Consider the following 18,755-nt stretch of genomic DNA (forward strand, 5'->3'; position numbering starts at 1 on the left):
TAAAAACATCACGAACGGATTAAAGGTGGTTCAGGAATGAAAACATTAGTAGTTACCGGTTACAAGCCTATGGAGATGGGGATATTTAAACAACAGGATGAAAAAGTCATTTTCGTAAAGGAAACGATCAAAAGACGTCTTCTTACATATATCGATGAAGGTCTTGAATGGGTGCTCGTTTCCGGGCAGATGGGCGTGGAGCTCTGGACGGCTGAAGTCGTTCTTGATTTAAAGGAAGACGAGTATGCCGTCAACCTGGGAGTTATTCCACCCTTTGAAAATCAGCAGGAGCGCTGGCCGGAAGATCTGCAGATGATTTATGAGGAAGTCACGATGACGGCTGATTTTTTCCAGCCCGTCTATAATAAAGGGTACGAAGCGCCGTATCAGTTCAAGGCGAGAGATCAATTTCTCATCGAACATTCAGATGCCTGTCTCGTTTTATATGACGAAGAAACCGAAGGCAGTCCGCGTTTCTTCTTAAATATGGCTGAAAAAGCTGTAGAAAATGGAGGTTATCAGATTTTATATATTACCCCCTTTGATCTGGAGGAAACCGTAGAGGAAATGCGCATGGCGGATCCTGATTTCTGGAGCCAGTGATTATGTTCCAAAAATGAAATTGACAATTGGGCCTCCATTTGAAAAAATATAGGTAATGTGTGGAACAGAGGTGAAAAAAATGAACTTAGAAGAGTATCATTTGACAGGGAAGGATATACTGGAGAAAGACTTTAAAACATCCATGCGGGGGTACAACCAGGAAGAAGTGGATGAGTATCTGGATTTAATTATTCAGGACTATGACCGCTTTCAGCAGGAGATTGAACGCCTCCAGAACGAAAATGACCGTTTAAAGAAAATGTCCTCCAGAGAGACAGCCTCCAGGCAGAAGCAGAATACAGGAAGCACCCCGCAGGTCAATTATGACATTCTGAAGCGGGTGTCCAACCTGGAAAAAGCTGTGTTCGGAAACAAATACGCGGATGAATGACAAAAAAATCCACATGACAAATGAAAAGTATTCTGGTATACTCTATCAGTGCGTCATTAAAGCGTAAATGAAACAGATGACAACATACATTTGAATACTCGGGTAATCGCTGCACAGCTTGACTGTGCAGAGGAAAGTCCATGCTCGCACAGACTGAGATGTCTGTAGTGTTCGTGCCTGACGAAACCATAAGTCAGGGGAGTTCTTTAGAACTTACGGCAGGGAAAATTCCTACGTCTAATGATAGGGAATGACTACCTTGAAAGTGCCACAGTGACGGAGCCGGTATAGAAATATACCGGGTGGAACGAGGTAAACCCCGCGAGCGAGCAACCCAAATTTAGGTAGGGGCACTTTTTAAAGGGAAATGAACCTGAGAAAAGGCCGTTTTACGGCAGATAGATGATTGCCACCGGAGTACGAGGCTGACCACCGCTGGCAGTACGATGGAACAGAACATGGCTTACAGAGTATTCAAAGGTCGTTCATTATGTATAAGCTACCCTTCTGGAAAGCCCTATGCTTTTTAGAAGGGTTTTTATTTTGATTTTCATATGTAAATGAGAAAGGCAGGGAAAAAAATGCCGAAGAAAGTAACGTTAATTGCGACAGCAGCGATGGGTCTTGAATCCATCGTAAGTAAAGAAGTAAAAGCACTGGGATACGAAAATGTTGAAGTGGAAAATGGCCGGGTGGTCTTTGAAGCCGATGTGTCTGCCATTCCACGGGCAAATTTATGGCTTCGAACAGCGGACAGGGTCAAACTGCTTGTAGGAAGATTCAAGGCGACCAGTTTTGATCAATTGTTCGAAGAAACGAAAGCCCTGCCATGGGAAAGCTTCATTGAAGAGGATGGAGAGTTTCCCGTAATCGGAAAATCTGTGAAATCCAAGCTTTACAGTGTGCCGGATTGTCAGGCAATTGTAAAAAAAGCGATTGTTGAACGTTTGAAGAAAAAGCACGGAGTGGCCTCCTGGCTCAAGGAAACCGGATCTTTTTACAGGGTGGAAGTGGCGATTCATAAGGACGAAGCCCTTCTTACGATGGACACATCCGGTTCCGGTCTCCACAAACGCGGATACAGAGTAGGTCAGGGGGAAGCACCGCTGAAGGAAACGTTAGCTGCAGCCCTTGTTCAAATTACAAACTGGCATCCGGATAAACCGTTTGTCGATCCATTCTGCGGATCTGGAACCATTGCAATCGAAGCGGCTTTGATCGGACAGAACATTGCACCAGGGTTCAACCGCGAATTCGCATCGGAAGGATGGGGGTTCATCCCTCAAAAAGCCTGGGATGATGCCTTTCAGGAAGCGGAAGATGCAGCCAACTATGACCAGCCGCTGGACATTACGGGCTCCGACCTTGATCCGAAGATGATTGAAATCGCCAGGAAAAACGCGATGGAAGCTGGACTTGGCGATCTTGTGACATGGAAGCAGATGCAGATGAACGATTTGAAACCAAAAGAGGACAGTGGGTATATCGTATCCAACCCGCCATATGGGGAACGGATCGGTGATCGTGAAGAAGTGGAACAGATGTACAGGGATCTTGGTACGATCATGCGTGATTATCCTTCATGGAGCGTCTACATTTTGACATCCCACGAAGGATTCGAAAAGCTGTACGGCCAGTCCGCGACGAAAAAGAGAAAGCTCTTTAATGGTTACATTAAGACGGACTATTATCAATATTTCGGTAAAAAGAAAAAACAGACGGCCAAAGGTTTTTAAATGGTCAAAAGATAAGGCTGCCCGGCTTTTCGGGCAGCCTTTTTATTTTCTGATTTCTTTTATTATTCACCTTGGTCATTTGTCAGCCTGAAATAAACATCTGTATAGGCGGTGATTCTTTGTTTCATTCAAGAAAAGAACGACTAAACGAAATGGAAATCGTAACTATAGAAGATCTTCTCTCGGAAAATCACTTACTCCGTAGGATCGACCCATACATAGATTTCTCTTGTTTCCCCGAAAAAGTACGTCCCTGCTATTCTAAAGACAATGGGCGTCTTTCCCTTGATCCTCTTGTATGATTCAATAATGATGTTCATCGGTTATTTTCATGGCATCCGAACGTGAGTTGGAACGGCAGATTCAAACAAGTGCTCCTGATCGAGAACCGCATGAGCTTCACTATTGCCGCATGAGCGGAAAAGAAAAAGGGAAGCACAGGCGCTGCTGACGGCTGCCTGCTGGAATATGAAAAAGAATCCCCAAGGAGCGGTGCTCCTTCCACTCCCGGCGGTAAGAAAGAAAAAAACTTGTAAAGAAACAGGGGTTTCTCTACTTCTCTACAAGTTGAGACTGTCCGGTTTTCCGGGCCGTCTTTTTACGATCCCTGTATATGTAAGGAAAGACTGCTATAATGAGAGAGCATCTACATAAGTAATAGGGAAAAGGAGAGATTGCTGTGAGCAGTCATGCGGAAACGAAATTTTCAGCCTTATTGAAGGAACAAGCGTCCTATGAGGAAGCGATCGGTTTAATGGCTTGGGATATGCGGACGAAAGCACCGAAGAAAGGGGTGGACGGACGTTCAGAGGTTCTGGGTGTCCTTTCAGCCAAGGTCCATGAGATTCAGACCTCTGAAGAAATAAAAACGTTGATAGACGAATTGAAAGGGCGCGCATCCAGTTCAAAGATGGAGCGGGCCGTAGAAGAAGCGGAAGAGGCTTATCTGCGTACAGTGAAAATACCGGCAGAGGAATACCGGGAATATGTGACCCTGCAGAGCCAGGCGGAATCCATCTGGGCGGAAGCGAAAGATAACAATGACTTTGCCTTGTTCCAGCCTTATTTAGAAAAGCTGGTAGATTATAAGCGGCGGTTTGCCGAGTACTGGGGATACGAAGATCATAAATATGATGCACTGCTGCACAGTTATGAGCCGGGCATGACCGTCCGTATTCTTGATGAAGTCTTTCCGAAAGTAAGAAAAGCGCTGACAGGACTGCTGTCTGACATACAGGCCTCTGATAATAAACCCGACCCAGCGGTTTTGGAAGGACATTTTCCAAAAGACAAGCAGGCAGCATTTAGTGAAGAGATGCTGAGGCGGATGGGGTATGATTTTGATGCGGGTCGTCTGGATGAAACGATCCACCCATTTGCAATCGGTTTAAATCAAAATGATGTGCGCGTAACAACGAAATATGATGAGCAGGATTTTCGAACCGCTGTATTTGGTACGATCCATGAAGGCGGCCACGCATTGTATGAACAGAACATTTCAAAAGATCTGGCCTTTACTCCACTGGCGGATGGAACGAGCATGGGGATCCACGAATCACAGTCTCTCTTCTGGGAGAATTTTATCGCAAGAAGTGAAAGCTTTTGGAAAAACCACTATTCTCTTTTCCAGACTTATGCGCCGGACAGCTTCAAAGATCTGCCTTTCCATGATTTTTATAAAGCTGTCAATGAAGTAAAGCCCTCATTTATACGGATTGAAGCTGATGAACTGACCTACTGCCTTCATATCATGGTCCGCTATGAGTTGGAGAAAGCTTTGATCGGCGGAGAGATTGAAGTCAGGGACCTGCCAAAGTTATGGAATGAAAAGATGGAGGAGTATCTGGGTATCATTCCTTCCAGCGACAGTGAAGGTGTACTCCAGGATATCCACTGGTCAGGAGGAGATTTCGGCTACTTTCCTTCCTACGCTCTTGGATATATGTATGCCGCCCAGATTAACGCAGCAATGAGGAAGGAAATCGACGTCGATGCATGTATGGAAAACGGGGACTTTGAGCAGATTCGGAAGTGGCTGACAGCTAACATCCACAAGTATGGGAAGCTGAAGAAGCCGCTTGAAATCATTCAGGATGTGACGGGAGAAGGGTTGAATCCTGACCACCTCATCACGTACGTCACAGAAAAATACCAGAACATCTATCAATTATCCAGGTAACTAACAAGATAACCCAGCTGCATGCAGCTGGGTTATCGCATCATTTATGACATTTCACCAATTAAATCCGGAGCTGCAGGGAAGCCTGCATCTGTAAGGATCTGACCAAATTGCTCATTGAATTCCTCTGCTTTTTCATCTGCAGTTGAGAAGTCGGCCTCTTCTATGTTTTCATCCAATGCTTTTTCTACTTCTTCGTAGTAAGCCTGCAGAGAAGGCATGGCTTCCTGGATTTTTGTTTTCGTTTCATCAGGAAGTTCGGTTTCTACCGTGTAGTCTGAAGCAGCAGCTGCTGCTTCACCAGCCGCTGTTTTCGCTTCTTCACCTGCTGAAGTAATGGCTTCTGCATCCGGATCTTCTGCAGAAATAGCTGCCTGATAGGCGGAAATTTTCTGCTGGTGCGGCTTGAACGTGTCAGTCAATTCCATTTGGGCATCCATCAGTGACTTTTTCAAATCCTGGCTGTTATCTTCTTCTGTTTCAGTCGTTTCTTCGTTCTGACCTTCCGAATCACTGCTTTCTTCTGTGTCTCCGCTGCATCCGGCTGTTACGAGCGCCGAAGTCAGACCGAGAGCTATCAACCATTTTTTCAAAGTTATGACCCCCTTATGTAGTTACAACGTTTATTGTAGAAAAGCAGGAGAAAAATGTAAAGAATTAGCAAAAATGTTACAATATACTGAAAATTTATTTGCATAGGAGGAAAAAAGATGTATCTGCCAAATTTCAGGTTGGAACACCGATTAGCGGTTGTAACTGGAGGAACGAAAGGGATTGGAAGGGCCATCACCCTGGCCTTTGCTGAGTCTGGAGCCGACGTCATCGTTATTGCAAGAAACAGCAGGGAGCTTGATCAAGTGAAAACTGACGTGCAGGAACTGGGACAGCAGGCTTTTACGATCGCAGAAGACATCAATCACTATAAGGAAATCATCAGGAAAGTGGATGAAATCAGAAAGGACCGTTCGATTGATATATGGGTGAACAATGCCGGCATGAATATCCGCAGTGAAGCGGCATCGGTGTCGGAAGAGGAATGGGATCAGATCATCAATACCAATATGAAAAGTGCTTTCTTTCTTTCCCAATATGCCGGACGTTCTATGATGGAGAACCGCGCTGGTAAAATCATTAATATTTCTTCTGTAGGGGGGCATACCGCGCTCCGGACAGGTGTTGTGTATGCCATGACCAAGAGTGCATTGATTCAGATGACCAAAAACCTTGCGCTCGAATGGGGAAAGCACAATATCAATGTGAATGCCATCGGCCCCTGGTATTTTCCTACATCGTTAACGGAGAAGCTGCTTCAGGATGAGGAGTACGTCAGGGATATTTTGGCACGGACTCCGTTGAACCGGATCGGAAAGTTGGAAGAACTGAGTGGTACCGCTGTATTCCTGGCCTCTGATGCAGGGAATTATATAACAGGACAGACGCTTCTTGTAGACGGCGGAATGACGATTTACGGTTTTTAAGAGCGGAGAGAAAAGAGAGCATGTTCGAAGGAATTTTATCGCTTCATACTCTCACTTAAAACTTAGTAGCAACTCCGAACAACAGAAAAAGAAAAAACATCAATAAGAAAAAGCGTTCAACATAAAACTCCTTTTTCTACACATAGTAAGAAAAAGGAGGATAAACATGCCATATATTATTGCAACCGGAACCGCCTGCGCAGAATATGCCTGTCCTCAAGAAGATGTGCAGCAGTTGGTGGAACAATTATTTCCCATTAAACCGCATGAAATGAAGCGGCTGCTTCCCATATTCGAACATGCACAAGTAGAAGAGCGGCAGTTTGCCCAACCGTTGGCGTGGTACAAAAAGAAGCATGGGCTGAAAGAAAGAAATGATCTTTACGTGAATAAAGCGCTCCAGTATAGTTTGGAAGCTGTCAGGAACTGTATGAGCCAGGCGTTCGGTGAAAGGGAATTCGATCCTTCTCTAATTGATCATATCATCTTTGTATCTTCAACAGGGATTGCCACTCCAACACTGGATGCCTACATAATGAATGAACTGCATCTAAAGGAGAGTATCAAACGGACTCCGTTGTTCGGCCTTGGCTGTGCAGGTGGTACCAGTGGAGTGGCCAAAGCTTATGAATGGCTGCTGGGACACCCGGACGCATGTGTATTGGTGGTGTGTGTAGAACTCTGCAGTCTGACATTTCAGCTGGAAGATGCGACTACGAGCAACTTTGTAGGGACGGCATTGTTCGGTGATGGTGCTTCTGCGGCCCTTGTCACGGGAGATGGGTGGAAGCAGAATGAACAAGTCGATTATACTGTTCCATCCATATTAAGCTCCAGTTCCAAGACGAAATGGAACAGTGAGGATGTTATGGGCTGGCGGGTGGTGGACAATGGCTTTGAAGTCATTTTCAAGAAGAGCATTCCCCGGTTAGTCAAGGATTTCTGGAGTGTACACGTAGACGAAGTATTAGCACAGCATCAATGGAACGTAAGTGAGCTGCCCTTTTTAGTGGCACACCCGGGAGGGAAGAAAGTCCTTGAGGCATACGAAGAAGTTCTTCATGTGGAAGGCTCTGTGCTGAATGCATCCAGAAATGTACTGGCCCGGCATGGGAATATGTCTTCTCCAACAGTGCATTTTGTACTGGAACGGATCATGGAGCAGCGGCCTGAACGGGGAACGCGCTCATTGATGACCTCCCTCGGGCCGGGATTCAGTTCAGAAATTATCAGTTTGGAGTGGGTGTAGATGGAGATGATGCTGTGGCTCATTCTTTCATTGATTATTTTTCAACGGATTGGAGAACTCATCCTTGCTGCCAGGAATCGAAAATGGATGCTGGAACAGGGCGCAAAAGAATGGGGAAGCAGTCATTATTATTTGTTCATTCTTCTGCATGCCTTGTTTTTTCTATCTGTCATAGCGGAATATACATGGACTTCTTTTACATTTCAACCCATCTTTTATCCAGCGCTGTTCCTGTTCGTCGTTCTTCAGGGAATGCGGGTATGGTGTATATCTACGCTTGGGAAGAGGTGGAATACAAGAATTCTCGTACTGCCGGATGAAAAACCGATCAACCGTGGGCTGTATAAATATATCAAACACCCGAATTATGTGATTGTGTTTTTTGAGTTGATGGTGATACCTGTCCTGTTCCACGCCTACGCGACGGCACTTGTTTTTCCTTTTCTTCATCTGATGGTTTTGACGGTGCGGATACCAGAAGAAGAAAAAGCCTTAAGAGAGCGGGTTTAACGGCTCGGTCCTGTTGCAGGGCGGCAGGAGCTCTGTTATAATTTCTAAATAGAAATGAAAATCATTTTCATTTGGAAAGGTGTGCCGATGATGGTTCTGCTTCTTCTCGTTGTAACGATGGTATACAGTACCCTTATGGTTTATATGCTGCGAAACATCGGAGCAAAGCCTGCCGTTCCTGTGATCGACAGGTTCAAATTCCAAAAGCGTGCATCTCTTGAGGAATCCAGAAAAGCATATGAAACATCGATTTCCGTCAGGTCTTAAGGCCTGACTTTATTTTTGGAAAAAGGATCACCGACAGAAGAAATTTGTCGAATAAAAATGCTATAATGGGACGGACAGGAAGAGTGACTTCCATTCTTTTGCGAACGTGAAGGTTTTATACGATTTATGCACGAAGGAGCGTCCTATGAATCGAAAACATGACTTGGCTTATTTTCTTGAGGATCTATGGAGCAGAGGTTTTAAACTGAGTGATGAGGATGTACAGTTTATTTATTTTGGTAAGAATTCTACAAATGCAGCCGAATGGAAAACCATCATTGCCGTCCGCACAACATTGAAAGCACAGCAGTTCTTTGATGCCAGCTTTTTCATCAGCGTACTCGAACTGATTGCAGACACATCCATTAACAACAAGCGTCAGGCCTATGAGGCGGTGGAACAGAAACTGGCTCTAAAGAAGTGATAACAAAACCCAGATCAATGCTGATCTGGGTTTTGTGCATGTTTCAGCAGACACTCACGGGCGAGCTTATCTGCATGGCGGTTTTGTTTATCTGGTATCCATTTATAAAAAACAAATGAAAAGGCTTGTTCCAACTCCTGGATGTGTTCAAATAACGGCAGGAACTTTTTATTCTTCGTATATTTTCGATCCAAAGTATCGACAGCGATCTTTGAATCAGAGCGGATGGATATGATTTCATCTGGATATAAAGACCGGCACAATTCCAGAGCACGGGCAACAGCCAGGAATTCTGCTTCATGATTGCTCCATGCTCCAAGAAAGAACTGATGCTCCTCTATTTGATTATCGGCTTTGATCACAATGCCTGCAGCGCTCAAGCCGGGATCACCGCTGCACGCCGCATCTGTGTGTACTTCAATCATGAAAGGTCTCCTTACTCCGCACGTGGGAATTTTTTTGCTAAATAGAAGAACGGGGTATCGAGGGCGGATACAATAAATTTAATGATATAGGTTGTCAGGAATATCTCCAGCCATATTTCAAAAGGATACACGCCGTAAAAAGCGATGAAGCAGAAGACCGCCGTGTCCAGCAGCTGGCTGATCATGGTACTTCCATTGTTTCGGATCCATAAATACTTATCATCCGCGAACTTTTTCTTCAACCCGGCATACAGCCACACATCGAAATATTGACTCACGAGATAGGCGGCCAGACTTCCGGCAGCTACTCTCGGTACAATTCCGAACAAAGTCTCCAGTGCGGGCTGGGCGATGTCATTCGATCCAGGGGTGAATAACAGGGCGCCCTGCATAATGATTGTCATCGCAAGAAGAGAGCTGAATCCAAGCCACACCGCTTTTCCAGCTTCTTTTTTTCCGTATTTTTCATTTAATATGTCGGTAGCCAGAAAGGCTGTTCCATAGACAATATTTCCAAGTGTCGCCTGAAGACCGAAGATTTCAATCGTCTTCACTACCTGGATGTTGGCCACGACTGTAGCCATACCGATCCAGACGAACAGGCCTGTTCTGCCGAAGATCCGGTATACACCAAGCAGAAGTATAAAGTTTATCAATGCAAAAATGAGCCATATGATTTCGTTATTCATGCTGCATTCCTCCTAGTTTTGGTAACGCGGGAGTTCCCGAACCGCGTATGCGTACAACAGCGCTAAATTATACGACGGAAAGGGGCGGAATGCAAGTCTTTCAGCCCATGAAAAAAGCAATCTCCAAAGAGATTGCTTCTGGGTCATTTATGATTTTACAACGTTGGCCGCCTGTGGGCCGCGGTCGCCTTCAACGATTTCAAATGTTACGGCTTGTCCTTCTTCAAGGGATTTGAAGCCTTCTTCCTGGATTGCAGAGAAGTGAACGAATACGTCGTTACCACCCTCAACCTGGATGAAGCCGTAGCCTTTTTCAGCGTTAAACCATTTTACTGTACCATTCTGCATGTTGTTTCCTCCTAAATCTTGCACGTCAAACGTGGGAATTACAAATACAGGACCGAAATAAAAAACCATACAAATGCGGAAAATAAATCCCGGTCATTTCTATGGGTCATACCAGTCATTTATGTTTCCGATCTTCATATTTGCTTAATACAAATATATCTTATGAGAAAAAAAGCGTCAACATTCAGACTATACTTTTTTCTTGAAAAAACCTTTTAAATACAGAAGGGGAAGCGTATACACGATAGAGAGAAGGAGAGTGTGGATGACTATAACTCTCAAGCTGTGTAAGGTACAATAGAGAAGGAAAAAGAAAGGATGATACATATGAAGAAAGACATCGATATAGCCCTCGAAGCAGAAATGAAACCGATAAAGGAAATCGCTGCCAGTCTGAACCTTTCCGAAGAGGACTGGGAGCCTTACGGACATTATAAAGCGAAGCTTTCTGAAAAACTTGGAGAGAAGCTGGAGGCGCGTCCCGACGGAAAGATTATCCTGACTACTTCCATAAATCCGACTCCGGCAGGGGAAGGGAAGTCTACGGTAACGGTCGGTCTTGGCCAGGCATTAAATAAACTGAATAAGAAGGCGGTCATCGCGCTGAGAGAGCCTTCCCTTGGACCGACCATGGGCCTGAAGGGCGGAGCAGCTGGAGGAGGGTATTCCCAAGTCGTGCCGATGGAGGAAATCAACCTCCACTTCACGGGAGATATTCATGCCATAACATCCGCAAACAATGCGTTGTCTGCGTTTATCGATAATCACATTCACCATGGTAACGAGTTGAATATCGACCCGAGGCGGATTTCGTGGAAGCGTGTTGTTGATTTGAACGATCGTGCGTTAAGAGAAGTGGTCGTCGGCCTGGGTGGACCTGTCAAGGGGGTGCCGAGGGAAGATGGCTTCATGATTTCTGTAGCTTCTGAAATTATGGCTGTTCTCTGTCTTGCGTCTGACCTAAATGATTTAAAGGAACGTCTGGCGCGCATCGTCATCGGCTATACGTATGATAGAAAACCTGTAACGGTTAAGGAACTCGGTTATGAAGGAGCCCTTACTCTTCTATTGAAGGATGCCGCTAAACCGAACCTTGTCCAGACTTTGGAAAACACCCCCGCCATCATTCATGGAGGCCCGTTTGCTAATATTGCGCACGGATGCAACAGTGTCATCGCTACAAAAACAGCCGCGAAGCTGGGGGACTATGTGGTTACAGAAGCTGGTTTTGGAGCAGATCTCGGAGCAGAGAAGTTTCTTGATATCAAAACGAGAGCCGGTGGATTTGAACCGGATGCTGTCGTTATTGTAGCGACGATCCGTGCGTTGAAGATGCACGGTGGTGTAGATAAGAAGGAACTGGACAAGGAGAATCTGAACGCCCTCCAGGCAGGAACAGCGAATTTGAAAAAGCATATGGAAACGATTGAACAGTTCCGGGTCCCTTATGTGATTGCGATCAACGAGTTCCCGACAGATACAGAAGAGGAAATCCACGCTTTGACTTCCTGGTGTGAACAGGAGGGGGCGCCGGTTTCTCTCGTACAGGTTCACGAGAAAGGCGGCAGCGGAGGTGTGGACCTTGCTGAGAAGGTCATGGCAGCAGCCGATCAAAAACACCAGCCGCTTTCGTATACGTATGACCTTGAGGATTCCATCGAGCAGAAGATTAATAAAATTGCCCGCACCATTTACGGAGCATCCGGGGTGGAGTTTTCGGCGAAGGCGGAAAAACAAATCAGACAGATGAACAAATTCGGTTATCATCATCTCCCTGTTTGTATGGCCAAAACCCAGTACTCTCTATCCGATGATCCAGCGAAGCTTGGCCGGCCGGACCATTTCAAAATTACAGTACGGGATTTATACCCTTCCATCGGGGCCGGTTTTCTTGTCGCATTGACGGGTGATGTAATGACGATGCCCGGCCTTCCTAAACAACCAGCCGCCCTCCGAATGGATGTGGATACGTCCGGTGTTGTCAAAGGACTGTTTTAAATCTCTTGTTTTCGTCCGCTTATACACGGTAATAAACAGTGAGGAGGGATAACAGTGACGATAAACATTGGCTTAACCGGATGGGGCGACCATCCGTCGCTCTATTCAGAAAATACCAGATCGGAAAACAAATTATCAGAATACGCCTCTCATTTTCCTGTAGTGGAAGTTGATACAGCTTTCTATGCGATCCAGCCTGTCTCCCGCTATGAAAAGTGGCTGAAGGAAACGCCTGATTCCTTTTCCTTCGTTATTAAAGCTTTTAACCAGCTGACAGGACATGACAGAGAGTCAAGGTCCGTACAGGAAGCAAGAGATCTTATTCTCCGTTATGAAGAGTCCATCCAGCCGGTATGGGAGGCAGGAAGTGTCCATGCACTCCTATTCCAGTTTCCGCCTTGGTTTGATGTGAGAAAAGAAAACATCCGGAAACTAAGATACATAAGGGAATGGCTGGAGTCTTATCCGATCGCTCTGGAATTCCGGAACCGGACATGGTTTCAGGATGAATACAGGGAGCAGACGCTTTCATTTATGAAGGACCAGCAGTGGATCCACAGCATCTGTGATGAGCCTCAGGCCGGGGAAGGTTCCGTTCCCAGGGTGCTTGTTCCTACGCACCCGGAAAAGACGCTCGTCCGGTTTCATGGCCGTAACACTCACGGGTGGAATAAAAATGGACGTAAAGACTGGCGTAAAGTCCGCTTTTTATACCGCTACAGCCGGGAGGAACTGACTGAATGGGCGGAAAGGGCGAGGGAGCTTGAACAACAGACACCGGAGCTCACCCTGCTCTTCAACAATAATTCCGGCGGAGATGCCGCAGACAACGCAAAACAGTTTCAGGAGCTTTTGGACATTCAATATGAAGATTTAAATCCCAGGCAGATGGATCTGTTCAATTTTTAGGAGGTTCTATGAAAAAAGCGGAGAGGATTGAAAAAATCAAGGCCTATGCAGCCGGACAGTTTGCAGAGGATGCGACCGGGCATGATTATGAACATATGAAACGGGTGGCTCACTGGGCTGCTTCCATAGCCCGGGAGGAAGAAGGAGATCCTTTCATGTGCGAAGCGGCCGGCTGGCTTCATGATGTTGGAGACCGGAAGTTGACAAAAAATCCTGAACAGGCGTTGAAAGACAGGGATGCGTTCCTTCTATCCTTATCTTTCACAGAGAAAGAAATAGAGGAACTGGATGCATCCATCCGTGATGTGTCGTTTTCAAAAGGGTGTGTCCCCGTCACACGTACAGGGAAAATCGTGCAGGACGCGGACCGGCTGGATGCAGTAGGAGCCATCGGTATAGCAAGGACGTTCGCCTACGGCGGCGCACATGGACAGCCGTTGTATTCACCGGACGGAGTAAACGATTCGTTCAGTCATTTTGAGGAGAAATTGTTGAAACTCGCTTCTCTGATGAACACGGAAACGGGAAAAAGAGAGGCCCGCAAACGTCATTCATTTATGGTACAATTTCTTGAAGAAATGCGAAATGACATTCATATCACCGATGAGGGGGTTCAGCACCATGACAAATAATGAACAGACTTATCTCGATCTGTGCCGTCTGGTATTGGAAAAGGGCACGGAAAAATCCGACCGGACCGGGACAGGTACCTATTCAGTGTTCGGGCACCAGATGCGGTTTGACCTGAAAGAAGGGTTTCCACTGTTAACGACGAAAAGGGTGCCTTTCCGACTGATCGCCAGTGAGCTTCTCTGGTTCATTAAAGGAGACACAAATATTAAATATCTCCTGCAGCACAATAATAACATCTGGAACGAATGGGCTTTTAAAAACTGGGTGGAAAGCGATGACTACCAGGGGCCGGATATGACAGACTTCGGCCGTCGAAGCCAGCAGGATCCGGCATTCCAAAAGGTTTATGCCGAACAAATGGACTTGTTCAAGGAAAAAATTCTCACCGATGAAACGTTTGCAGATACATATGGTGAACTGGGTTCTGTTTATGGAAAGCAGTGGAGGGAATGGAAGACCAGCAGAGGGGGCACCATTGATCAGCTGAAAAATGTTATCGAGGGCATCAAATCCAACCCGGATTCCCGCCGTCATATTGTCACAGCATGGAATCCGGAGGATGTGCCTTCCAATATGGCCCTGCCTCCATGTCATACAATGTTCCAGTTTTATGTGGCAGACGGCGCACTCTCGTGCCACCTCTACCAGCGGAGTGGTGATATTTTCCTCGGGGTTCCGTTCAATATTGCAAGCTATGCCCTTTTGACACACCTCATTGCCCATGAATGCGGGCTTGAAGCAGGAGAGTTTATTCATACGCTCGGCGATGCCCACATTTATACGAACCATATCGAACAAATTCATCGTCAGCTCAAAAGAGAACCGCGCCAGCTTCCGAACCTCCAGCTGAATGCGCAGATTTCCAGTGTGTTTGACTTTGAGATGAAGGATATTACTATGGAAGGCTATGACCCTCATCCGGGGATCAAAGCTCCGGTAGCAGTATAATGAACAGAAAGGCTGTGGGATTATGATTTCATTTATTTTTGCAATGGACCGCAATCAATTAATCGGTAAGGATAATGATCTTCCGTGGCACATCCCCAATGACTTTAAATTCTTTAAGGACATGACTTGGGGTAAAACCATTATTATGGGAAGAAAAACATTTGAATCATTTGGCAGACCGCTTCCTGAAAGAAAGCATATTGTTCTCACCTCAAACGAATCCTATGACAGGGAAGGCTGTACAGTGATCCATTCCATGGATGAAATTTTGAAAATGGAACAGCAGCATCCGGATAAGGAATGGTTCGTGATCGGAGGCAGTGTTCTATTTGAAAAGATGCTCCCCTATGCAGACCGGATGTACCTGACGTATATTGATGCTGAATTTGAAGGAGATACGTATTTCCCTCCATTTAATTACGACCAATGGACGTTGTCCTCCGAAACGAAAGGCATGAAAGATGAGAAAAACCCTTACGACTACTACTTTCGAACATACGACAGGAAGAGAATTTCTTGAAGTGCGTGGGCGGAGCTGTTCTGAATGAAGGCGGATCCACCAGAATGGGCAGGGATAAAGGTTCCATGATGCTCGGTGGAACAAGGGTGCTCGAGAGGATTTTGTCCCGGCTTGGTGAATGGACACCTGTACTGGTGGTCAATCAAAAAGAGACACACCCGGTGTATCCGACAGTTAAAGAACAATTTGATCAGGCAGGTCCTCTCGGTGGCATTCATGCGGTTTTGAATCATGCTGAAAAAGAGTGGACCGCAGTAACCGCCTGTGATACGCCGTTTCTCTCAGCGGAGGTTTATGACCACCTGCTCAAGTATACGGATCCGCAAACAGACGCTGTCATTCCTGTCTACAACGGCCGGCGTCATCCGTTATCGGGCTTATACAACAAACGGTGCGTCCATACCCTCGGCACTTTTGTACAGAATGGCGGAAGGAAAGTGGATGACTTTTTGGAGAAGGTGAGAACGAAAGAAGTGCATGAGTTTTCATCGATCTCTTCCGAAGTTTTAGACAAGCACTTCTTTAACATGAATACACCTGAGGACTATGTCAAGGCGGAGAAATGGTTGAAAAAAGATGAAGGGTTAGAGACAAACCCCCGCCAACAATGATATGATAAGGCTATCAAGAGAATTTTTCCAAGCTTAAACGAATGGTTCCTGCTGCGATGCCAAATGGATCAGTCGTTTTGAGAAAAAGGCGGTGAGGATATGCTCTCAAGTATTGGTATACCCGGTTTAATCTTAATTCTGACCATCGCTCTAGTGATTTTTGGTCCGAAGAAACTGCCTGAAATCGGCAGGGCTGCCGGAGAGACCTTAAAGGAATTTAAGAATTCTGCCCGTGATTTGACCAGTGATTCAGAGGAAAAAAAGACAGAAAACTAACCACCACACAGGTCACCAGCCTGTATTAACGGAGTGATTTTCCATGTTATCAAGTATAGGAGTACCAGGACTGATTCTCATTCTGATCATCGCCCTTGTCGTGTTCGGCCCTTCCAAGCTGCCTGAAATCGGCAAGGCCTTTGGAAGCTCCCTGAAGGAATTTAAAAAAGCGACAGGTGATATCATGTCCGATGAAGACAATGGAAAAACAGAAAAGAAAAAGACAGACTAAATGAATAAGGGAGATGTAGGGGACTTCCCTTGCATCTTCCTTTTTGTCAGGCTGAACGAAGCCTGGAGGTGATTGATTTGTCCGAAGAAAATGTATCTCAAGATATCGAAATGAATATAACCGACCATTTAAGTGAGCTTCGTAAACGTGTGATCTGGACATTCGTCTTTTTTGCCGCCTTTTTTATTGCCGGCTTTTTCTATGTAGATCAAATCCAATATTTTTTCATCAAAGACCTTCCCTTTGAACTGAACATGACCAGTCCAGGGGAAATCATCTGGATCATCTTCACTTTTGCTACACTGGTCGCTGTCGTTGGGACTCTTCCCATTCTGTCCCTGCAGCTCTGGTTGTTTATCAAGCCTGCATTGACACCGCGGGAGCGAAAGGCGTCCTTATCCTACATACCCGCGATCTTTGTCCTTTTTCTCGGTGGATTGACGTTTGGTTACCTGGTTTTCGTAGAATTGATCCTTCCGTTCCTGTTGTCACTGAACAATGGGATGTTCAATGAAATTTATACGGTGGAACGCTACTTTCGATTTTTATTCCGGGTAACCATACCGTTTGCTGTATTATTTGAAATTCCTGTCATCGTCATGTTTTTAACAAGTCTTGGGATTGTAAACCCGGTCCTTCTTGTGAAGATCAGGAAATATGCCTATTTTGTGCTGGTTATTATCGGTACGATTATCTCTCCGCCGGATTTCATCCTGCAGCTGGTGGTAGCCGTTCCTTTAATCATCTTGTATGAAATCAGCATCGTATTATCGCGTATGGTTTATCGGAAAAAGCTTGAAAAACACAGAGAATTTATGGAATCGGATATCGAAGAGTAGGAAAGATCCCCGTCCGGGGGTCTTTTTTCTTCAAGAAAGACCGGCTTGAATTTTTGCCGGCTTCTTTTATTCATGATAAAACTAAAGAAAGAGACAGGAGGATTCTTATGAAATCTTTTTATCATTATATGATGCGTTATCGTGGAAACAAAAAAATGGATGAGGAGAAGCAGCTGGCTGAATGGATGTTTAAAGATCACAGCTTCCCCAAACAGTCAGTCTCTTATGATGAAATCAGCCGCTACCTGGAATGGAATGCTCCTTTTGCAGGAGCTCTCAGTCTTTTTGACCGGCTGTATGATGAATATGAACAAGTAGAAGAATGAGGTGACTCTATGAAATTCCTTCATACTGCCGACTGGCATTTAGGAAAAATCGTCAATTATGTACATATGACGGATGATCAGCGTTATATGCTCAAACGTTTCATTGATATTGTGAAAGAAACAGAACCGGACTGCATCATTATCGCAGGCGATCTCTATGATCGTTCCATCCCTCCAAAAGAAGCCGTGGAACTTTTAAATGATACATTGACCGTGCTTGTCAATGATCTGCAGATCCCTGTCCTTGCGATATCAGGAAATCACGACAGTCCCGATCGTCTTCAATTCGGAAGTGAAATGTTCCGGAAGCAGGGGTTGTTTTTAGATTCTAAACTGAGAAAAAATCGGGAGCCTGTAACCTTATATGATGACCACGGCCCCGTTCATTTCCATTTGATCCCTTATTTAGAACCGGCAGAAGCAGCCAAAGTCTTCGAGGATACCTCTATAAAGTCCCACCATCAGGCGGCAGAAAGAATAATAGAAGATATCGAAGAGCGTTTTGCTTCACATGAGAGACATGTATGGGTCGGGCATTCGTTCCTTGCGGGAGGCATGGAGTCAGAATCAGAGGAACGCTTGTCGATGATTGGAGGAAGTCCTTATGTCGATGCAGGTTTGTTCACCCGTTTTGCTTATACAGCGCTCGGTCACCTGCACCAGCCTCAGCGGGTGACCAGGGATTACATCCGATACAGCGGTTCACTTTTGAAATATTCTTTTTCGGAAGCCAGCCATCATAAATCCGTCACCCTTGTTGATATGAATGCGGAAGGAACCTGTGAGATACAAAAGATCCCCTTGCATCCACTCCGGGATTTCAAAGTCATTGAAGGGTATTTTGAAGAATTGCTTTCAGGAGAGGCCGTCTCCAATCCCGAGGACTATCTGCATGTCCGCCTTCTGGATGATGGCCAGCTGCTCGATCCGATGGGGAAACTACGCCAGGTCTATCCGAATATCCTCCATTTAGAAAGGAAACGGTCGATGTCCAACCCGGCGATGGACGACTTGGAACATATGAAGAAAAGGCAGACCCTTTCCCACTCTGAACTTTTCGCTTCTTTCTATGAAGATATTAAAGGAGACCCGCTTCCTGAGAAGCGGAAGGATATGATTGAACAGGCTGTTGATGCTTTGAAGAAAAAGGAAAGGGAGCAGTAA

At 45.6% G+C, this 18,755-nt stretch carries 24 protein-coding genes, 1 other RNA gene and 1 pseudogene; 22 read left to right on the forward strand and 4 right to left on the reverse strand.

The window, feature by feature from the left end; all coding sequences use genetic code 11:
• Positions 1-36 precede the first annotated feature (36 nt).
• From GLV97_RS09440 to GLV97_RS09460, 6 genes and pseudogenes are all read left to right on the forward strand, one after another.
• The gene (locus GLV97_RS09440) at positions 37-603 is read left to right on the forward strand and encodes an SLOG family protein (protein WP_160835774.1); all 567 of its coding nucleotides are present in this window, start codon (positions 37-39) and stop codon (positions 601-603) included.
• Positions 604-682: 79 nt separating this feature from the next.
• Positions 683-994 (forward strand): cell division regulator GpsB, encoded by a 312-nt coding sequence (gene gpsB / locus GLV97_RS09445; protein ID WP_160835773.1) that lies wholly within the window; start codon positions 683-685, stop codon positions 992-994.
• A 94-nt stretch (positions 995-1,088) separates the two neighbouring features.
• Positions 1,089-1,465, forward strand: an RNA gene (rnpB, locus tag GLV97_RS09450) — RNase P RNA component class B.
• Between the two features lie 110 nt (positions 1,466-1,575).
• Positions 1,576-2,730, forward strand: coding sequence for a THUMP domain-containing class I SAM-dependent RNA methyltransferase (locus GLV97_RS09455; protein ID WP_160840343.1), 1,155 nt, complete (start codon positions 1,576-1,578; stop codon positions 2,728-2,730).
• A 152-nt stretch (positions 2,731-2,882) separates the two neighbouring features.
• Positions 2,883-3,103 (forward strand): annotated as a pseudogene (locus GLV97_RS19950) (IS5/IS1182 family transposase); the annotation flags it as partial.
• Between the two features lie 306 nt (positions 3,104-3,409).
• Entirely contained in the window at positions 3,410-4,909 is a 1,500-nt protein-coding gene (locus GLV97_RS09460; RefSeq protein WP_337194094.1) for a carboxypeptidase M32, read from the forward strand.
• 44 nt (positions 4,910-4,953) lie between these two features.
• Here the strand turns inward: GLV97_RS09460 and GLV97_RS09465 are convergent, their stop codons facing one another.
• Positions 4,954-5,502, reverse strand: a complete 549-nt coding sequence (locus GLV97_RS09465; RefSeq protein ID WP_160840341.1) for a hypothetical protein — start codon at positions 5,500-5,502, stop codon at positions 4,954-4,956.
• A gap of 117 nt (positions 5,503-5,619) precedes the next feature.
• Here GLV97_RS09465 and GLV97_RS09470 point away from each other — a divergent pair, with 117 nt between their 5' ends.
• The 5 genes from GLV97_RS09470 to GLV97_RS09490 all read left to right on the forward strand — a co-directional run bounded on the left by GLV97_RS09470 (position 5,620) and on the right by GLV97_RS09490 (position 8,837).
• Positions 5,620-6,387 (forward strand): SDR family NAD(P)-dependent oxidoreductase, encoded by a 768-nt coding sequence (locus GLV97_RS09470; protein ID WP_160889565.1) that lies wholly within the window; start codon positions 5,620-5,622, stop codon positions 6,385-6,387.
• Between the two features lie 166 nt (positions 6,388-6,553).
• The gene (locus GLV97_RS09475) at positions 6,554-7,636 is read left to right on the forward strand and encodes a type III polyketide synthase (RefSeq protein ID WP_160835769.1); all 1,083 of its coding nucleotides are present in this window, start codon (positions 6,554-6,556) and stop codon (positions 7,634-7,636) included.
• Positions 7,637-8,146 (forward strand): isoprenylcysteine carboxyl methyltransferase family protein, encoded by a 510-nt coding sequence (locus tag GLV97_RS09480; RefSeq protein ID WP_160835768.1) that lies wholly within the window; start codon positions 7,637-7,639, stop codon positions 8,144-8,146.
• 90 nt (positions 8,147-8,236) lie between these two features.
• A complete protein-coding gene (locus GLV97_RS09485; protein WP_160889566.1) occupies positions 8,237-8,413 on the forward strand; it encodes a hypothetical protein in 177 nt (58 codons plus the stop codon).
• Positions 8,414-8,558: 145 nt separating this feature from the next.
• The gene (locus GLV97_RS09490) at positions 8,559-8,837 is read left to right on the forward strand and encodes a DUF6123 family protein (protein WP_160835766.1); all 279 of its coding nucleotides are present in this window, start codon (positions 8,559-8,561) and stop codon (positions 8,835-8,837) included.
• Positions 8,838-8,851: 14 nt separating this feature from the next.
• Here GLV97_RS09490 and GLV97_RS09495 read toward each other — a convergent pair whose 3' ends face one another.
• From GLV97_RS09495 to GLV97_RS09505, 3 genes are all read right to left on the reverse strand, one after another.
• Positions 8,852-9,262, reverse strand: coding sequence for a ribonuclease HI family protein (locus GLV97_RS09495; RefSeq protein ID WP_160889567.1), 411 nt, complete (start codon positions 9,260-9,262; stop codon positions 8,852-8,854).
• An 11-nt stretch (positions 9,263-9,273) separates the two neighbouring features.
• Positions 9,274-9,951, reverse strand: a complete 678-nt coding sequence (locus GLV97_RS09500) for a queuosine precursor transporter (RefSeq protein ID WP_160835764.1) — start codon at positions 9,949-9,951, stop codon at positions 9,274-9,276.
• A 147-nt stretch (positions 9,952-10,098) separates the two neighbouring features.
• Positions 10,099-10,299, reverse strand: coding sequence for a cold-shock protein (locus tag GLV97_RS09505; RefSeq protein ID WP_160835763.1), 201 nt, complete (start codon positions 10,297-10,299; stop codon positions 10,099-10,101).
• A 327-nt stretch (positions 10,300-10,626) separates the two neighbouring features.
• On the opposite strand from GLV97_RS09505, the gene GLV97_RS09510 reads away from it, so the two are divergent.
• The 11 genes from GLV97_RS09510 to GLV97_RS09560 all read left to right on the forward strand — a co-directional run bounded on the left by GLV97_RS09510 (position 10,627) and on the right by GLV97_RS09560 (position 18,755).
• The gene (locus GLV97_RS09510) at positions 10,627-12,297 is read left to right on the forward strand and encodes a formate--tetrahydrofolate ligase (protein ID WP_160840336.1); all 1,671 of its coding nucleotides are present in this window, start codon (positions 10,627-10,629) and stop codon (positions 12,295-12,297) included.
• A 54-nt stretch (positions 12,298-12,351) separates the two neighbouring features.
• The gene (locus tag GLV97_RS09515) at positions 12,352-13,206 is read left to right on the forward strand and encodes a DUF72 domain-containing protein (protein WP_160840335.1); all 855 of its coding nucleotides are present in this window, start codon (positions 12,352-12,354) and stop codon (positions 13,204-13,206) included.
• An 8-nt stretch (positions 13,207-13,214) separates the two neighbouring features.
• Positions 13,215-13,838: an HD domain-containing protein gene (locus GLV97_RS09520; RefSeq protein WP_160840334.1), complete on the forward strand. Its 624-nt coding sequence runs from the start codon at positions 13,215-13,217 to the stop codon at positions 13,836-13,838.
• Entirely contained in the window at positions 13,828-14,787 is a 960-nt protein-coding gene (locus GLV97_RS09525) for a thymidylate synthase (protein WP_160840333.1), read from the forward strand. The genes GLV97_RS09520 and GLV97_RS09525 overlap by 11 nt, the downstream gene beginning before the upstream one ends.
• 22 nt (positions 14,788-14,809) lie before the next feature.
• Positions 14,810-15,307, forward strand: a complete 498-nt coding sequence (locus GLV97_RS09530) for a dihydrofolate reductase (RefSeq protein ID WP_160835758.1) — start codon at positions 14,810-14,812, stop codon at positions 15,305-15,307.
• A 5-nt stretch (positions 15,308-15,312) separates the two neighbouring features.
• The gene (mobA, locus tag GLV97_RS09535) at positions 15,313-15,918 is read left to right on the forward strand and encodes a molybdenum cofactor guanylyltransferase (protein ID WP_337192725.1); all 606 of its coding nucleotides are present in this window, start codon (positions 15,313-15,315) and stop codon (positions 15,916-15,918) included.
• Positions 15,919-16,017: 99 nt separating this feature from the next.
• Positions 16,018-16,194, forward strand: coding sequence for a twin-arginine translocase TatA/TatE family subunit (locus GLV97_RS09540; protein ID WP_160835756.1), 177 nt, complete (start codon positions 16,018-16,020; stop codon positions 16,192-16,194).
• A gap of 43 nt (positions 16,195-16,237) precedes the next feature.
• On the forward strand, positions 16,238-16,426 hold the full coding sequence (gene tatA, locus GLV97_RS09545; protein ID WP_027954362.1) for a twin-arginine translocase TatA/TatE family subunit: 189 nt from the start codon (positions 16,238-16,240) through the stop codon (positions 16,424-16,426).
• Positions 16,427-16,536: 110 nt separating this feature from the next.
• Positions 16,537-17,265, forward strand: coding sequence for a twin-arginine translocase subunit TatC (gene tatC / locus GLV97_RS09550; RefSeq protein WP_160836470.1), 729 nt, complete (start codon positions 16,537-16,539; stop codon positions 17,263-17,265).
• Positions 17,266-17,372: 107 nt separating this feature from the next.
• Positions 17,373-17,591, forward strand: a complete 219-nt coding sequence (locus tag GLV97_RS09555) for a YozE family protein (protein ID WP_160835755.1) — start codon at positions 17,373-17,375, stop codon at positions 17,589-17,591.
• A gap of 9 nt (positions 17,592-17,600) precedes the next feature.
• Positions 17,601-18,755, forward strand: coding sequence for an exonuclease SbcCD subunit D (locus tag GLV97_RS09560; protein WP_160840332.1), 1,155 nt, complete (start codon positions 17,601-17,603; stop codon positions 18,753-18,755).

It is taken from the genome of Halobacillus litoralis (assembly GCF_009856355.1).
Taxonomy (GTDB): domain Bacteria; phylum Bacillota; class Bacilli; order Bacillales; family Halobacillaceae; genus Halobacillus; species Halobacillus litoralis_B.

Bases quoted from the DNA above. Each gene is read 5' to 3' on its own strand.
- tatA (WP_027954362.1), top strand. From the start codon at position 16,238: ATGTTATCAAGTATAGGAGTACCAGGACTGATTCTCATTCTGATCATC.
- GLV97_RS09540 (WP_160835756.1), top strand. From the start codon at position 16,018: ATGCTCTCAAGTATTGGTATACCCGGTTTAATCTTAATTCTGACCATC.
- GLV97_RS09485 (WP_160889566.1), top strand. From the start codon at position 8,237: ATGGTTCTGCTTCTTCTCGTTGTAACGATGGTATACAGTACCCTTATG.
- GLV97_RS09470 (WP_160889565.1), top strand. From the start codon at position 5,620: ATGTATCTGCCAAATTTCAGGTTGGAACACCGATTAGCGGTTGTAACT.
- GLV97_RS09440 (WP_160835774.1), top strand. From the start codon at position 37: ATGAAAACATTAGTAGTTACCGGTTACAAGCCTATGGAGATGGGGATA.
- tatC (WP_160836470.1), top strand. From the start codon at position 16,537: ATGAATATAACCGACCATTTAAGTGAGCTTCGTAAACGTGTGATCTGG.
- GLV97_RS09530 (WP_160835758.1), top strand. From the start codon at position 14,810: ATGATTTCATTTATTTTTGCAATGGACCGCAATCAATTAATCGGTAAG.
- GLV97_RS09510 (WP_160840336.1), top strand. From the start codon at position 10,627: ATGAAGAAAGACATCGATATAGCCCTCGAAGCAGAAATGAAACCGATA.
- GLV97_RS09495 (WP_160889567.1), bottom strand. From the start codon at position 9,262: ATGATTGAAGTACACACAGATGCGGCGTGCAGCGGTGATCCCGGCTTG.
- GLV97_RS09555 (WP_160835755.1), top strand. From the start codon at position 17,373: ATGAAATCTTTTTATCATTATATGATGCGTTATCGTGGAAACAAAAAA.
- GLV97_RS09480 (WP_160835768.1), top strand. From the start codon at position 7,637: ATGGAGATGATGCTGTGGCTCATTCTTTCATTGATTATTTTTCAACGG.
- GLV97_RS09500 (WP_160835764.1), bottom strand. From the start codon at position 9,951: ATGAATAACGAAATCATATGGCTCATTTTTGCATTGATAAACTTTATA.
- GLV97_RS09525 (WP_160840333.1), top strand. From the start codon at position 13,828: ATGACAAATAATGAACAGACTTATCTCGATCTGTGCCGTCTGGTATTG.
- GLV97_RS09490 (WP_160835766.1), top strand. From the start codon at position 8,559: ATGAATCGAAAACATGACTTGGCTTATTTTCTTGAGGATCTATGGAGC.
- GLV97_RS09505 (WP_160835763.1), bottom strand. From the start codon at position 10,299: ATGCAGAATGGTACAGTAAAATGGTTTAACGCTGAAAAAGGCTACGGC.
- GLV97_RS09560 (WP_160840332.1), top strand. From the start codon at position 17,601: ATGAAATTCCTTCATACTGCCGACTGGCATTTAGGAAAAATCGTCAAT.
- GLV97_RS09475 (WP_160835769.1), top strand. From the start codon at position 6,554: ATGCCATATATTATTGCAACCGGAACCGCCTGCGCAGAATATGCCTGT.
- GLV97_RS09455 (WP_160840343.1), top strand. From the start codon at position 1,576: ATGCCGAAGAAAGTAACGTTAATTGCGACAGCAGCGATGGGTCTTGAA.
- gpsB (WP_160835773.1), top strand. From the start codon at position 683: ATGAACTTAGAAGAGTATCATTTGACAGGGAAGGATATACTGGAGAAA.
- GLV97_RS09520 (WP_160840334.1), top strand. From the start codon at position 13,215: ATGAAAAAAGCGGAGAGGATTGAAAAAATCAAGGCCTATGCAGCCGGA.